Below are 13,959 nucleotides of genomic sequence, written 5' to 3' on the forward strand. Positions count from 1 at the left end.
GGGTTTTTCAAACGATGAGTGAAGCGCGCAAGCGAGTGTTGCTGGTGGACGACGATCCCGACCTGTTGCGTCTGATCGGGCTGCGCCTGACGGCGGCGGGGTTCGATGTGGCGAAAGCGGCGAACGGCCAGTCGGCACTGTCGCAGGTGGTGGTATTCCGGCCCCATGTCGTCGTCACCGATCTGAGGATGGACGGTATGGACGGCATGGCATTGTTCGACGCCTTGAACGAACGCCATCCCACCTTGCCAGTGATCATCATGACGGCACACGGTACCATCAACGACGCAGTCGCGGCGACCCGGCGGGGCGTATTCGGATTCGTCACCAAGCCGGTGGACAAGAACGAACTGATTGAGCACATCTCCGAAGCGATCCGCATCAACGGAAACACGACCGTCATTCCCGACAAGGAGGAGTGGCGCGCCCGGATCGTCACCCAGAGCCCTTTGATGGAAGAGGTCCTGGGGCAGGCCCAGCGTGTGGCCCAGAACCGGGCCAGCGTGTTCATCGGTGGTGAAAGCGGTACCGGCAAGGAACTGCTGGCTCGGGCCATTCACGACCTCAGTCCTCGTGCCAAGGGGCCGTTCGTGGCGGTCAATTGCAGCGCCATCCCGGAAAATCTGCTCGAGTCCGAGCTGTTCGGTTACCGCAAGGGGGCGTTCACCGGGGCGACGCGGGACCACCAGGGCCTGTTCAAAGCGGCCGACGGTGGCACGCTGTTCCTGGATGAAGTCGGTGACATGCCACGATCCTTCCAGGTGAAACTGTTGCGCGCCCTTCAGGAGATGAAGGTGCGTCCCGTCGGAGCGACCCATGACGAGCCGGTCGACGTCCGGGTGATCTCGGCCACCCATGTCGACCTTGAACAGGCGATGGCGGAGGGGAACTTCCGCGAGGATCTGTATTACCGCCTCAACGTCGTGACCCTGCTGTTGCCGCCCCTGGTCAAGCGTCCCGAGGACATTCCCTTGCTGGCCATGCATTTTCTTCGGGAGCTGGTGAGTTCGTACGGCGACCAGGTCAAGGGCTTCTCTCCGGAGGCGATGGAGGCGCTGGTGAATTTTCAGTGGCCCGGCAACGTCCGGCAACTGCGCAACGTGGTGGAGCAGTGCGTGGCGCTGTCGACCACGCCACTGATCCCCGTGACCCTGGTGCAACGTGCTTTGCGGGAGGCGCCGTCGTCTTTCCCTTCGTTGCAGGAAGCCAGGGACCAGTTCGAACTCAACTACCTCATCCGCCTATTGCAGATGACCCGAGGGAACGTGACCCAGGCCGCCCGTCTGGCTAAGCGCAACCGTACCGAGTTTTACCGGCTCTTGAGCCGGCATGGCATGAATCCGGCGATGTTCAAGGGAGGCGGAGATGCCGCCGGCGATGCGCAGCCGCCTTCGTGATATGCTCTACAGTCGGTTTCTCACGATTTCCTCATGAGCAATCCCATTTCGCAGGTGACGGCGATCGACTTCCGCCGTTTGAATTCGCCTATGACGGCCTTCCGCTGCCTGATCACCGGCTTGACCTGGTTGGCCAAGCCCGGTATCCGGCGCTACGTCTGGATTCCGCTGGCCGTCAATCTGGTCCTCTACGGCCTGGGGCTGTGGCTGGGGATCCGCTATTTTTCCGCGTTCCTGAACTGGATGCTGCCGGGATGGCTGGATTTCCTGCGTTGGCTGCTGTGGCCCGTGTTCGCCGTCGGTTTCTTCACGTTGATGTATTTCACCTTCTCGGTGCTGGCCAACATCATCGGCTCGCCGTTCTATGGCGTCCTGGCCGAACGCACGGCGGAACTGGCGACGGGTCGCCGGATCCGGCCAGCTGGGTTGGCGGGCGAGGTCGGCATGTGGTCGGCCCTGAGGAGCGAGTTCCGGCGCCTGGCCTACCTGGGGCTACGCATCGTGCCGCTGGCGGCCCTGTTCCTGGTTCCGGTCGTCAACCTCGTCGCGCCGGTGCTATGGATGATCTTCAATGCCTGGTTCATGGCACTGGAATACACGGCTTATCCGCTGGAAGCACGCGGCTACGATTTCGACCACCAGCGGAGCCTGCTGGGGCGGTTCCGACTCGGGGCAGCGACGTTCGGTGGGACGGTCTTGCTGGCTCAGACGATCCCTCTCCTCAACGTGCTCGCCGCGCCGGCGGCGGTCATCGGCGCCACCTTGTATCTGCTGGAGCTGCCGGTGGAAGAGTAACCGGTCCGCACCAGAGGAATTCGCCGGAGGCATCCACCTTCACGAGGCGGACCGGCGTGATGCGGTTGGTCAGCCCGGTTTCCGGAGTCTGTATGGCGACGCGGAGATAGTTCGGCGTGTAGCCGCGATCGGCGCCGTCCCTCCGGTTTTCCCAGAGCACGGGCATTTCCCTGCCGACGAACCGACCTAGCAGCGCCCGTTTTTGACCCAGAGCCAGTTCGTGCAGGACCCGGCTGCGTTCCTTCTTGATTTCGGCAGGGACGTGCCCTCCCATTGCCGCCGCTTTCGTGCCCTCGCGGACGGAATAGGTGAAGACGTGGATGTCGCCGAAACCGATGGTTTCGATGAACTGCAGGCTTTCCTCCCATTCCCGTTCGGTTTCTCCTGGAAAACCGACGATGATGTCGGTCGTGATGTTGATGTCGGGCACCTGACGCCGGGCGTGGTCCGCCAATCGAGCGAATTCTTCCGACTTGCAGCGCCGCGCCATGCGTTTGAGCACTGTGTCACTGCCGCTCTGCAGCGGCAGGTGCAAATGCGGCATGAAACGGGGGTTCTCGAACAGGTCGAAAAAGCCCGGAGGCAGATCCCAGGGTTCCAGAGAGCCCAGCCGCAGGCGCGGAATCTCCGTTTCCTGCAGAATGGAGCGGATCAACGCATCCAGCGGCAGCCCAAGGTCGCTGCCGTAGCCGCCGAGATGCACGCCCGTCAGCACTACCTCCTGAACGCCTTCTGCCTGCAACCGCCGGATTTCCCGGATGACTTCCGCGGGCGGGCGGCTGCGCTCTTCGCCCCGCGCCACGGTGACGATGCAGAACGTGCAGCGGTAACGGCAGCCGTCCTGCACCTTGACGAACGCGCGCTGCCGACCCAGAGCGAACAGGGCGGTCTCGCCGGGCTCGGTGGAAAATTCCGGCATGGCTTCCAGTGCGAGTTCCCGTGCGGCGATTTCAACCAGGCGTGATTTGTCTGCGTTGCTGACTACCAGATCGACGCCGAGCGCTGCCGCTTCGTCACCATGCAGCGTGGCGTAGCAGCCGCTGAGCACGAGGCGTGCGCGGGGGCTTAGCCGCTGGGTGCGTCGTATCATCTGTCTCGACTTGCGTACTGCTTCGGCGGTCACGGCACAGGAATTCAGGACGATGAGGTCGGCATCGCCTGTTTCACTGACGAGACGGTGGCCGGCGGCCTGGAATTCCCGGGCCCAACTTTCCAGTTCCGCCTCGTTCAGGCGGCAGCCCAGACTTTGAAGATTGATTCGCATGGTGAAGGGATGTTGCAGAATCGCCGCTCACTGGTCGTCGGTGTGGGCGGCGTGTTTGGCGGACAAAAATTTGCGGTAATCGATGGACAGCTTGAGGCCGATGAATTTTCCGGCGAATTTCCGCAAGGTCTGGGTGGCCGGATCGAACCAGAGTCTGGCCACCGCAATGCGCCGGCTTCCATCGTCATCTTCCATATGAGGGGTATTGACCCGGTAGCGGTACACCCAGAGCCGACCGTCTTCATGGTCCAGTTCCAGCGCCGGCTGTCCCAGGCCTTCTTTTACACGGGCCTGGTTGGGAAGTTCCGCGCCGATTTGCGGCAGGTCTTTCGGATCGACCTTGAGCTGGCGCTGATCCTGGAAGATTTCTCCCTTGCCCAGCGACCGTAATGAAGCTTCAAGAAACTGCGGAGGCGCGGCGGCGAGGAAAGGAGGTGGAAAATCCCAGACCTCCAGCCGCGACTTCGCGTTGAAGCCGAGCACAAACTCGAGATCCCGCTGGTCGGGATCCCGTTTGCCATTCATATCGATCTTTTCGAACAACACATGCCAGCGGCTGCCTTTGGGCAGTGTTTCGATCCGGGTTGGCTCCATCCGCGTCAGCTCGCGAAAATCGTCGGCGTAAAGGACCGGGTGGAGGAATTCGAGCAGAAAATGATCGGTCGAGACCACCTTGAAATGATCGTCGAAATCCTCGAGCTGATTCTTGACTTCCAGCAGCCGCAGCCAGACGCATCCGAACAGCGTGAGCATCGTGGCCAGAAGCAGACAACGCAGGAGGAGTCGCATGATGCGGAAATCGAAGCCGAGCGGGGGAACCATTGTCCGTCGCCGAGCGAAGTCGGTCAATGTGAAGGCGGGGCGTGTGTGCCGCTCGACTGCATAAGCGCGGCCCCGTCCAGTGCGCCCCAGACAAATGCGCTGGCGTTCCCGCCGTCTCGATGGCAAAGGGCGTAGCGCCATCCCAAACCGGGCAAGTCCAAGGAGGCAAGGAGCGCCCAGCCCGGCTCCTCTCGGACGACGGCTCCGAGTTCGAGGCTGGTCTTGCTCAAACCCTCGAGGCCCACGGTATCGGACGCCGGTATTCCTACCCCAAGCCGCCCAAGATCACTGCCCACATCGAACGCTTCAACCGCACCCTGCAAGAATCCTTCGTGGATTACCACGAAGACCCGCTATTTACCGGCTTTGGCCTCTTCAACCAGAAACTGGCCGATTGGCTCGTCTTCGACAGCACCAAACGACCTCACCATCGCTTCGGCCAGCACCCCCTCTCCGATTCCTCCTCCCACATCACCCCGGGTGCCAGAGGTGAGGGAGGCCTACATCGACTTGCTTCATTACCCATGCCTTCTTTATAATGGCCGTCTTCCTGGGGCCGTTAGCTCAGTCGGTAGAGCATTGCACTTTTAATGCAGTGGTCATTGGTTCGAATCCAATACGGCCCACCACTTTCTTGAAAAGTCGCACGACTTTTCATTCTTCTCCTTCTTCATTGCGGCATAGCAGCCAGAGCGCGTCCAGCATCCGGCGGACGTTGACTGGGCGGTAGATGTGGGTGACGCTGGTGTAGCCCATGAGCGCTTGCCTCACTTCAAAGCCTACTCCGTTTTCTTCCACAAGGCGGCAGGCACGCCGCGCCTGTGGGGCTAGCGTTTTACCCAAGGTGCGCCTCGGCCAGCAGGCGCTCGAGCTTGGCGTTCTCGCTCTTCAGCTCGCGCAGGCGCCGGGCTTCGGAGACCGGGATGCCGCCGTACTTGGTGCGCCATTTGCAAAACGTGGCCTGACTGAAGCCGCCGCTGCGGCACAGCTCGGGGATGGCCATGCCGGCCTCGGCCTGCCGCTGGAAGCCAATGATTTGCTCTTCTTCATGTCCGTCATTCTCCGGGGTTGACGGACTTCTCTCGTTTTCCCTGGTACGGCTGGCTCGGAGCGGGTCAAGATTCCTGTCGTTCCCGGCATTTGAGTCGGTCCGGCCAGTCGTCGAGGTCGCGCATGTCGTAGAGGATGGCGCGGATATTTTTGAAGGGGGCGGTTTGACGTTGACGTTTTTTGTCGAATGCTTCGGTGCTCAGACCCAGGCAGGCGGCGGATTCGGCCTTATTCAGAACACGGCGCGGGGTCATCGGTTGATTCCCTCCACACGTAATCGCCTTTGTCTTCGACCATGATGGGTTCGCGGTCGTTGCAGGGCATTCGTAGGCGGATGGGCGACCGGCGACGAGGCGCCGGAAATTCAGGAGCGTGGTTTCATCCGGCAGCGCGTCATCGGCCGACTCCAGACCCACAAAACGCCGCATCGATTCGATCTCGTACAGGGCATCTTCCAGGCCCGGGTCGGACAAGGCATACCCTTGTTGGAGGAAGTAAAGCCTGAGCATCGTCGCCAACGGGTACGGTTGACGACCGCGCCGACCCGCTTTCGGGTAATGCGGTTCGATCACCGCCAGCAGTTCCGGTCACGGGACCGCCTGCTCCATCTCGGCCAGGAACTTCTCGCGCCGGGTCTGCTTCTTCTTCCGGTCAAAGGCCAAGGAGGCGAAGGTGGTCTGTTTCATGGGGTTCCGCGTTCGGAGATTCCTTTATGGGAGGCATACAGAAGGCCGGTCAGTCATGGGCCTTGAAATCAGGTTCCGTGTCTCTATATCGTCGGCAGCACCCGCCTGAGAGTGCTAATCGCTGAATTCCGTGCATTTCGCACCATTCCTTGAAGCAACATAGTTAAAGGAGTTCCAAGTCATCATGAAAATCCGTCCCTTGCATGACCGTGTTGTGGTTATCCGCCGGGAAGAAGAGAAGACCTCCCCGGGGGGCATCGTGATTCCCGATACTGCAAAGGAGAAGCCGATCAAGGGCGAGATCGTCGCCGTCGGCACCGGCAAAGTGCTGGACAATGGTCAGGTGCGCCCCTTGGCTGTGAAGGCAGGCGATACGGTACTGTTCGGCAAGTATTCCGGCACCGAGATCAAAATCGACGGTACGGAGTACCTGATGCTCCGCGAAGACGACATCATGGGTGTTATCGAATCCTGATCTTTGACCAAGCTTTTGAAGTGAACACTGGAGGAATGAACTGATGGCAGCAAAAGAAGTACGTTTTTCGGACGACGCCCGTCACCGCATGCTGGCCGGCGTGAACATCCTCGCCGACGCGGTGAAGCAGACCCTGGGGCCGAAGGGACGTAACGTCGTTCTGGAAAAAAGCTTCGGCGCTCCGGTCGTGACCAAGGACGGCGTGTCCGTCGCCAAGGAAATCGAGCTGAAGGACAAGTTCGAAAACATGGGCGCGCAAATGGTGAAGGAAGTTGCCTCGAAGACTTCCGATGTGGCCGGTGATGGCACCACCACCGCCACCGTGCTGGCCCAGGCCATCGTGCGGGAGGGCCTGAAATCGGTCGCAGCCGGCGCCAATCCGATGGACATCAAGCGCGGCATCGACCAGGCCGTCGGCGTCGTGGTGGAGGAATTGAAGAAGCTGTCCAAGCCCTGCACCGATAGCAAGGCCATCGCCCAGGTTGGCACCATCTCCGCGAACTCCGATGAAAGCATCGGCCAGATCATCGCCCAGGCCATGGACACGGTCGGCAAGGAAGGCGTGATCACGGTTGAGGAGGGCTCTGGTCTGCAGAACGAGCTCGACGTCGTCGAAGGTATGCAGTTCGACCGCGGCTACCTGTCCCCGTACTTCATCAACAAGCAGGACACCATGGGCGTGGAACTCGAGAATCCTTACGTCCTCCTGCACGACAAGAAGATCTCCAGCATCCGCGACCTGCTGCCGGTACTGGAGAAAACCGCCAAGGCCGGCCGTTCGTTGTTAATCATCGCCGAAGACGTGGACGGTGAGGCATTGGCCACCCTGGTGGTCAACAACATGCGCGGCATCCTCAAGGTCTGTGCGGTCAAAGCGCCCGGTTTCGGCGACCGCCGCAAGGCCATGCTGGAAGACATCGCCATCCTGACCGGCGGTCAGGTGATTTCCGAGGAGCTGGGTCTGAGTCTGGAGAAGGTCGAACTCACCGACCTGGGCCAGGCGAAGAAAATCCAGATCAACAAGGAAACCACGACCATCGTCGACGGCGCGGGTTCCGCGGATGCCATCAAGGCCCGGGTCGAGCAGATCCGCAAGCAGATCGAGGACACCACCTCCGACTATGATCGCGAGAAACTCCAGGAACGTGTGGCCAAGCTGGCCGGCGGCGTGGCCGTCATCAAGGTAGGGGCGGCCACCGAGGTCGAGATGAAGGAGAAGAAGGCGCGCGTCGAAGACGCGCTGCATGCCACCCGTGCGGCCGTCGAAGAAGGCATCGTACCGGGCGGCGGCGTGGCGCTGATCCGGGCCCAGCAGGCGCTGAAGACGTTGGAAGGCAAAAACCACGATCAGACGGTGGGAATCGCCATCCTGCGCCGGGCGATCGAAGAGCCGTTGCGCCAGATCGTAGCCAATGCCGGCGAGGAGCCATCAGTCGTACTCGCGAAAGTCCAGGAAGGCACCGGGACCTTCGGCTACAATGCCGGCACCGCCGAATACGGCGACATGATCGAGATGGGTATCCTGGATCCCACCAAGGTCACCCGTTCCGCCCTGCAGAACGCGGCTTCCGTCGCGGGTCTCATGTTGACCACTGAAGCGATGGTCGCAGAAATGCCCAAGAAGGAAAAAGGCGGCATGCCGGCCGGCGGCGGCATGGATGACATGATGTAATCAAGGAGTTCCTCTTTTGGAATTCTCCCGAATTCCAAAAGCCGCAAAGAAGCGGGAATGCCCATTCCCGAATCGGCCCCCGGTTCTGGAGCCCTCATGGCACGGAACCGGGGGTTCGCTTATGGATCGATCGGTGATCCGTCCATGCGAGTCCTACGGTGCCTGGCGAAAAGTGAACCGCCCCGTGTTTTCCGGATGAGAGTCACGGAGCCATGGCGGACCCGGGAAGGCTACGGTAATGGGCGGCTTCGGCCTCGGCGGGCGGGAGGTAGCCGATGGGCTCCAGCAGCCTGCGATGGTTGAACCCGTCCACCCAAGGTCTGGGTAACCCAGTCCACCGCCTCCCGGTTCTTCCAGGCTTGCCGATGGATCACCTCGGCCTTGTACAGCCCGTTGAGGGTTTCGGCAAAGATGGTGTCATGCGACCCCTCCCACGCCGCCCCCCGGGTTCGAGGCCAGCCTCGACCGGGCGCTCGGTGTGCCGGATCGACGGGTACTGGTTTTCCCTATCGCCTGAGGGACCAGGCTGCCGGGGCCGAACGGCTTGCGCGCACGCAGCGCCTGTGCCAGGGCATCCAGTCCGAAGTCGGCCCGGACCGAGCGGGAGACCTTCGCGCCGCGATTCTGCCAGACCTTGTCCGCGCCGTAGACCTGGAAATTCTCCGCCCAGACCCGTCGGATTTACCCGCATCGGCACTCGTCGCGCCGGGAGCGGGCCGACCTCTGCTGGGATCGGCCTGACGGGCCGCATTCCGCCAGTCCGTCGATGGAGCGATCGGCAGCACCTTGCAGATCGGCACGACTCCATAGACTTCGCGGTGCTGGTCGATGAACGCCTTCATCGCTTGAACGGGCTTTCGAACTCCGCCTGGGCAACATACGCCGATGCCTTGCGCAGGATCTCGTTGGCCTGGCGCAGTTCCCGCACCTCCCATTCCAACGCCTTGATCCGCTCATGCTCGCTGAGCGTCGTTCTCTCGCGTTCTCCGTTGTCGTTCGCGGACTGCCGTATCCAGCGCCGCGGCGTCTCCGCCGTACCGCCGATCTTCTGGGCGGTTCAGTTTTCTGAGAGGGAACGGTCAAGGCAGGGAGTTTGTCCGTGCCGGAATCTTTTTACGTACTTTTTATCTCCGCGCAGATAAACTGCCCTCGTTTTTTTCTTCGGATGACGAATGTTCATGGCACTGGCGAGGCTGGTTCGCTTTGCGTGGGCTTACGCTCTCCTTACGGGCCTGTTCTCGACCGGTTTCCAGGCATCCGCCACGGATACCACCTCGGGCCTGCTCGATTATCTCGGCGCCGGGATCGATCAACGCACGGGATTCCAGCGGTTGGGCATCCGCCTGGGAGGATGGGTGAACGCCAGCGTGACATACAATGCGAGCAGGCCGGCGGACAATTTCAACGGCCCGGTTTCTTTCAACGACCGTGCCGGCGAACCTCAGATGAACCAGTTCTATCTGTATCTGGAGCGGGCCATCGCGGGCGGTCCCAACGAGTGGGACGTCGGCGGCCGTTTCGACTTCATGTACGGTACCGACACGATTTTCACCCAGGCCTACGGCATCCCCTACGTCGACCCGAGAACGGGTCGGCCACTGAACCGCGGGCATTGGGACCTGCATCTATCGAGCTGGTCGGACCGCTTCTACGGCATCGCTCTGCCCCAGGCCTATGCCGAATTCAATCTGCCGATGGGCAACGGCATCGTCGTCAAGGCCGGCCATTTCTATACTCCGCTGGGGTACGAAATGGTGACGGCGCCGGACAACTTTTTCATCACCCGACCTTATACCTTTCAGTTCAATCCTTTCACCCATACCGGCATTCTGTCCCGTTATGCGATCGACGCCAATTGGGCTGTGTCGGCCGGCGCGGTCACCGGCAGCGCCACCGGCGGCGGCGACGGCACCTGGGATGAGCAGCTGGGAAACTGGGATTTCCTTGGGGGCGGCGTCTGGACCAGCGATGACAAGAGCGATTCGCTCAGTCTGACGGCAATGGCAGGAGGGCGTTCCGAACGGTTCGGTGACCTCTGGGCGATATACAGCCTGGTGGGTAAGACGAGTTTTCTGGACGACAGGCTCCATTACGTCATCGAACATACCCACGGTTTCGCGGATCAGGTGCAGACCACCAATTACACCCGCAACGGCGGAAAGCTCGAGAACGCCCAGTGGTACGGCATCGCCCAGTGGCTGACCTATGCGTTGGAGGAGCATTGGTCAGTAGGACTCAGGGCCGAATGGTGGCGCGACAACAATGGCTTCCGGGTGTCCGGACCGCCGCGCTGCAGCGGTAGCATGAACGTCAACGGCGCCGGGGAGGCCCGGCCCTATGCCTGCAACCCGGATTTCTCCACCGTCTATCCGTTCCAGGGCAGCGGGTATTACGCGCTGACGGTGGGTTTGAACTGGAAGCCCCTGAACTGGGTCATCCTGCGTCCCAATGCCCGCTACGACTGGTCGGACGCCATCAAGATTTTCGATGCAGGGAAGCGCTCGGACCAATTCCTGTTTTCCGCCGACGTGACCGTGACTTTCTGACGCCGACAGCCCCGTCGGCGACGGAGCGCCGTTGTTCCAGGACATTTCCCTTACACTGCGCCGTTTTTGAAATAGGACATCCAATGAATCCGCTGGCGAAGAAATTGGCCTTGCCGTTGCTGGGACTGCTTGTCGGGCTTCCATCGGCCGCCTTGGGCGATGCGGAGACATCGCCGGTGCCTTTGGATCTGACTCACCACTGGGCAGGGTATTTCTCGCTGGTCGTGATGGTGTCGGCCTACGCCGCAGCCATGCTGGAGGAAGTCACGCATCTGCGGAAATCCAAACCCATGCTCCTCGGTGCCGCTCTCGTCTGGTTCGCCATTTCCCTCGTCTACCGGCAGCACGGGCAGGTCGCTGCGGCGGTGACGGCGTTCACCTCGAATCTCCTCGCCTATATCGAACTGCTGCTGTTCATCATGGTGTCCATGACCTATCTGAACGCCATGGAGGACATGGGTGTCTTCGACGCCTTGCGGCTCGCGTTGGTGAGGCTGCGGCTGGGCTACAAGGCATTGTTCTGGGTCACCGGAACCCTGGTGTTTTTCATCTCCAGCGTGGTCAATGGTCTGACGGCCGGGTTGCTCATGGGCGTGGTCGTGGTCGCGGTGGGAAGGAACAGTCCCCGTTTCGTTTCGCTGGCCTGCATCAACGTCGTGGTGGCCACCAATGCCGGCGGTTCGTTCAGCCCCTTGGGCGGCATTTCCACCCTGTTCGTCTGGCAGAAGGGGATGCTGGAGTTCACCCAGTTCTTCACCTTGTTCGTTCCCTGTCTGGTGAATTTTCTGGTGCCCGCGCTTGCGATGCATTTCGCGGTGCCTCACGACACGCCGCGGGTGGAAGCGGAGAGTATCGCGATGCGGCGCGGAGCCGTGCGGGTGATCGTCCTGTTCGGGGTCACCATCGGGTTGGCGGTGTTCTCCGATATGTATCTTCGCCTGCCGCCGGCCGCGGGGATGATGGCCGGGCTGTCGCTGTTGCAGTTCTTCACGTTTTATCTTCGCAAGACCGAAAATCGCATCGCTTCGAGTGCCCGGGATGCCAAGCCGTCCCCACCCGAGCCCGATATGCCGGACGGCATTCTCGAAACGCAGCGTTTCGATATCTTCGAAAAGGTGGGGCGGCTGGAATGGGACACGCTCCTGTTCTTTTATGGTGCGATGACGGGCATCGGCGGGCTCGGCTTCATCGGCTATCTGGATGCCGTCTCGGCCTGGCTGTATGGCCAGCACAGTGCCACGCTCGCAAACGTGCTGATCGGGCTCTCCTCCGCGTTCGTCGACAACGGCACGCTGATGTTCGCCGTTCTGAGCATGCGCCCCGAACTGCCCGAAGGACAGTGGCTGCTCGTGACCCTGACCTTGGGGGTGGGGGGCAGTCTCCTGGCCATCGGGTCGGCACCGGGCATCGCTTTGCTCGGGATGACCGGGGGACGATACAGCTTCAGCAGCCATCTGAAATGGTGCCCTGTGATTCTCCTTGGTTATTTTGCGGCCATCGGGGTCCATTTCATCGTCAACTCGCAATACTTCTGACAGTCCAGGCTTCTTTGGCAGGCGCCGTGGATGGCGTTTGGCACTTTTTGCGTGCGATCCTGGAAAAGCTCTGAACGTTGTAGAAATGTCCTTGTATATCAATCTGATGAATCCTGATTGCCCGGTGAGCCCACATCCTTATCCACAGATTCTGTGGACATTTTCCGACCCTGGAAACCGCGTCAGCGCCTGTGAGCCGGGTTTTCCCTATAAATGGTCTGGTTATTGCTTCATTCTGGTCGATGCCTGAACCGCTGGTGGGTGTCGCGGAGTCGTGCGCCGCGGTCCTGGTTCAAGAACCGCCCGGATGCGGAACTTTGCCGGCTGCGGCCAATCGGGCCAAGGTCGGTTCGGGCGCAACATTATCCTTGTTGAACAATATGTTATAGAGGAAACAGTCATGGGGAAGATAGGGATCTTTTTCGGCTCCGATACCGGCAATACCCGCCGCGTCGCCAAGCAGCTTGCCAAGAAACTGGGTGAGGACGCGGATGCTCCGGTCGACGTCAAAAAGGCCGACATCGACGATGTGCTCAAATACGATGCACTGATTCTGGGTACACCGACCCTGGGGGATGGGGAACTGCCGGGCCTGGATTCCGGTGCTTCGGAGGAGAGCTGGCTCGAGTTCCTGCCGAAGTTCAAGGGCAAGGACATGTCGGGGAAAACCGTGGCGCTGTTCGGTCTGGGCGATCAGCAGGGGTATGGCCATGAATTCGTCGACGCCCTGCGCGAAATCTACGATCAGGTGGTCGAGTGCGGGGCGCGGGTGGTCGGCGCATGGCCTACGGACACCTATGAGTTCGAAAAGTCCAAGGCGGTGGTGGACGGCAAGTTCGTCGGCCTGGTGATCGACCACGAAAACCAGAGCGAAATGACGGACGAACGCCTCGACGAATGGCTGGAGATCGTCAGGCCGGCCCTCGTCGGCGCCTGATGACACCGGGTTGCGCCGGCTTGCAACGCTGCGGGGAAGCTCCGAGTCGATCGGGGCTTCCTCGGATTTCCGCCGGTCGACCCCTATGAGCCCGGCGTGTTCCGGAGGCTGAAAGGCCGAGGTTCGTGAGATCGACGAACATCCGCTTCATCCGGTCGATTTTGAGCGAGGTTCGGCTTCGATCCAGGCGGTGAACTGCTTTATCATCTCGAGTTCCGGTGTGCGCCGCGTCTCCAGACGGAGGAGGCCGGGCGACCGTCGAATTTTCGAGGGAAATGATGCCGACAATAGCGACCAGCGTCTGCGTGAATTATACGCAGGACCAGATGTACGAGCTCGTCAACGACGTGGCCGACTATCCGAAATATCTGCCGCTTTGCCGCGATGTCAGAGTGCTGTCTGCGGCGGATCGCCATATCAAGGCGACCATCACCCTCGCCAAGGGTGCCGTGAGGCTGAATTTCACCACGGCCAATACCATGGAACCGGGCCGGCATATCCATATGAAGCTGGTGGACGGGCCGTTCAAGTATCTGCGCGGGAACTGGCGTTTCGACGCCAATCCTCACGGCGGCTGCGACGTTTCGTTCCGGGTGGATTTCGAATTCGCGAATCCCCTCCTGCAGATGGCTCTGGGCGGGATTTTCAGGGAGGTGATGGAGTCGCTGGTGGCCGCCTTCTGCAATCAGGCTGCCAAGCGCTACGGCAACGCCGGGCCGGCGTTGCCGCCAGGGCAGGCACGGGATGGCGTCGGAAGGAGCGGGTCTGTCTGAGGAAGGG

General features: G+C 61.1%; 11 protein-coding genes, 1 tRNA gene, 3 pseudogenes and 1 other annotated feature. Of the genes and pseudogenes, 10 read left to right on the top strand and 5 right to left on the bottom strand.

Features of this window, described 5'->3' with window-relative positions; genetic code table 11:
* Nucleotides 1–14: 14 nt before the first annotated feature.
* Together ACSHWJ_RS00420 and cysZ are read left to right on the top strand one after the other, a co-directional pair.
* Nucleotides 15–1,397, top strand: a complete 1,383-nt coding sequence (locus tag ACSHWJ_RS00420; protein WP_010960967.1) for a sigma 54-interacting transcriptional regulator — start codon at nucleotides 15–17, stop codon at nucleotides 1,395–1,397.
* 33 nt (nucleotides 1,398–1,430) lie between these two features.
* On the top strand, nucleotides 1,431–2,192 hold the full coding sequence (gene cysZ, locus ACSHWJ_RS00425; protein ID WP_432539133.1) for a sulfate transporter CysZ: 762 nt from the start codon (nucleotides 1,431–1,433) through the stop codon (nucleotides 2,190–2,192).
* Here cysZ and mtaB read toward each other — a convergent pair.
* A complete protein-coding gene (gene mtaB, locus ACSHWJ_RS00430) occupies nucleotides 2,146–3,456 on the bottom strand; it encodes a tRNA (N(6)-L-threonylcarbamoyladenosine(37)-C(2))-methylthiotransferase MtaB (protein WP_432539134.1) in 1,311 nt (436 codons plus the stop codon). The two genes, cysZ and mtaB, sit on opposite strands and share 47 nt — an antisense overlap.
* Before the next feature lie 27 nt (nucleotides 3,457–3,483).
* On the bottom strand, nucleotides 3,484–4,278 hold the full coding sequence (locus ACSHWJ_RS00435) for a hypothetical protein (RefSeq protein ID WP_432539135.1): 795 nt from the start codon (nucleotides 4,276–4,278) through the stop codon (nucleotides 3,484–3,486).
* A gap of 119 nt (nucleotides 4,279–4,397) precedes the next feature.
* Here ACSHWJ_RS00435 and ACSHWJ_RS00440 point away from each other — a divergent pair, with 119 nt between their 5' ends.
* Together ACSHWJ_RS00440 and ACSHWJ_RS00445 are read left to right on the top strand one after the other, a co-directional pair.
* Nucleotides 4,398–4,817, top strand: coding sequence for an integrase core domain-containing protein (locus tag ACSHWJ_RS00440; protein ID WP_218797825.1), 420 nt, complete (start codon nucleotides 4,398–4,400; stop codon nucleotides 4,815–4,817).
* Nucleotides 4,818–4,831: 14 nt separating this feature from the next.
* Nucleotides 4,832–4,907, top strand: a tRNA-Lys gene (locus tag ACSHWJ_RS00445).
* 212 nt (nucleotides 4,908–5,119) lie between these two features.
* Here the strand turns inward: ACSHWJ_RS00445 and ACSHWJ_RS00450 are convergent.
* Nucleotides 5,120–5,314 (bottom strand): annotated as a pseudogene (locus tag ACSHWJ_RS00450) (transposase); the annotation flags it as partial.
* Between the two features lie 361 nt (nucleotides 5,315–5,675).
* Nucleotides 5,676–6,014: pseudogene (locus ACSHWJ_RS00455) on the bottom strand (transposase); the annotation flags it as partial.
* A 184-nt stretch (nucleotides 6,015–6,198) separates the two neighbouring features.
* Here ACSHWJ_RS00455 and groES point away from each other — a divergent pair.
* Together groES and groL are read left to right on the top strand one after the other, a co-directional pair.
* Nucleotides 6,199–6,489, top strand: a complete 291-nt coding sequence (groES, locus tag ACSHWJ_RS00460; RefSeq protein ID WP_010960961.1) for a co-chaperone GroES — start codon at nucleotides 6,199–6,201, stop codon at nucleotides 6,487–6,489.
* A gap of 43 nt (nucleotides 6,490–6,532) precedes the next feature.
* Nucleotides 6,533–8,161: a chaperonin GroEL gene (gene groL, locus ACSHWJ_RS00465; protein WP_010960960.1), complete on the top strand. Its 1,629-nt coding sequence runs from the start codon at nucleotides 6,533–6,535 to the stop codon at nucleotides 8,159–8,161.
* Between the two features lie 202 nt (nucleotides 8,162–8,363).
* Here groL and ACSHWJ_RS00470 read toward each other — a convergent pair.
* A pseudogene (locus ACSHWJ_RS00470) lies at nucleotides 8,364–9,215 on the bottom strand (IS3 family transposase); the annotation flags it as partial.
* Nucleotides 8,929–9,045: a sequence feature (AL1L pseudoknot), on the bottom strand. (Overlaps the previous pseudogene by 117 nt.)
* 124 nt (nucleotides 9,216–9,339) lie before the next feature.
* On the opposite strand from ACSHWJ_RS00470, the gene ACSHWJ_RS00475 reads away from it, so the two are divergent.
* The 4 genes from ACSHWJ_RS00475 (at nucleotide 9,340) to ACSHWJ_RS00490 (ending at nucleotide 13,952) form a co-directional block, all read left to right on the top strand.
* A complete protein-coding gene (locus ACSHWJ_RS00475; protein WP_432539136.1) occupies nucleotides 9,340–10,707 on the top strand; it encodes a porin in 1,368 nt (455 codons plus the stop codon).
* Nucleotides 10,708–10,790: 83 nt separating this feature from the next.
* Nucleotides 10,791–12,242 carry a sodium:proton antiporter NhaD gene (gene nhaD, locus ACSHWJ_RS00480; RefSeq protein ID WP_432539137.1) on the top strand — a complete coding sequence of 484 codons (1,452 nt, stop codon included), beginning with the start codon at nucleotides 10,791–10,793 and terminating at the stop codon, nucleotides 12,240–12,242.
* A 400-nt stretch (nucleotides 12,243–12,642) separates the two neighbouring features.
* Entirely contained in the window at nucleotides 12,643–13,179 is a 537-nt protein-coding gene (locus ACSHWJ_RS00485; protein ID WP_010960955.1) for a flavodoxin, read from the top strand.
* 275 nt (nucleotides 13,180–13,454) lie between these two features.
* The gene (locus ACSHWJ_RS00490; protein WP_432539138.1) at nucleotides 13,455–13,952 is read left to right on the top strand and encodes a type II toxin-antitoxin system RatA family toxin; all 498 of its coding nucleotides are present in this window, start codon (nucleotides 13,455–13,457) and stop codon (nucleotides 13,950–13,952) included.
* Nucleotides 13,953–13,959 lie beyond the last annotated feature (7 nt).

Source organism: Methylococcus sp. S1M, from assembly GCF_051295855.1.
Classification (GTDB): domain Bacteria; phylum Pseudomonadota; class Gammaproteobacteria; order Methylococcales; family Methylococcaceae; genus Methylococcus; species Methylococcus capsulatus.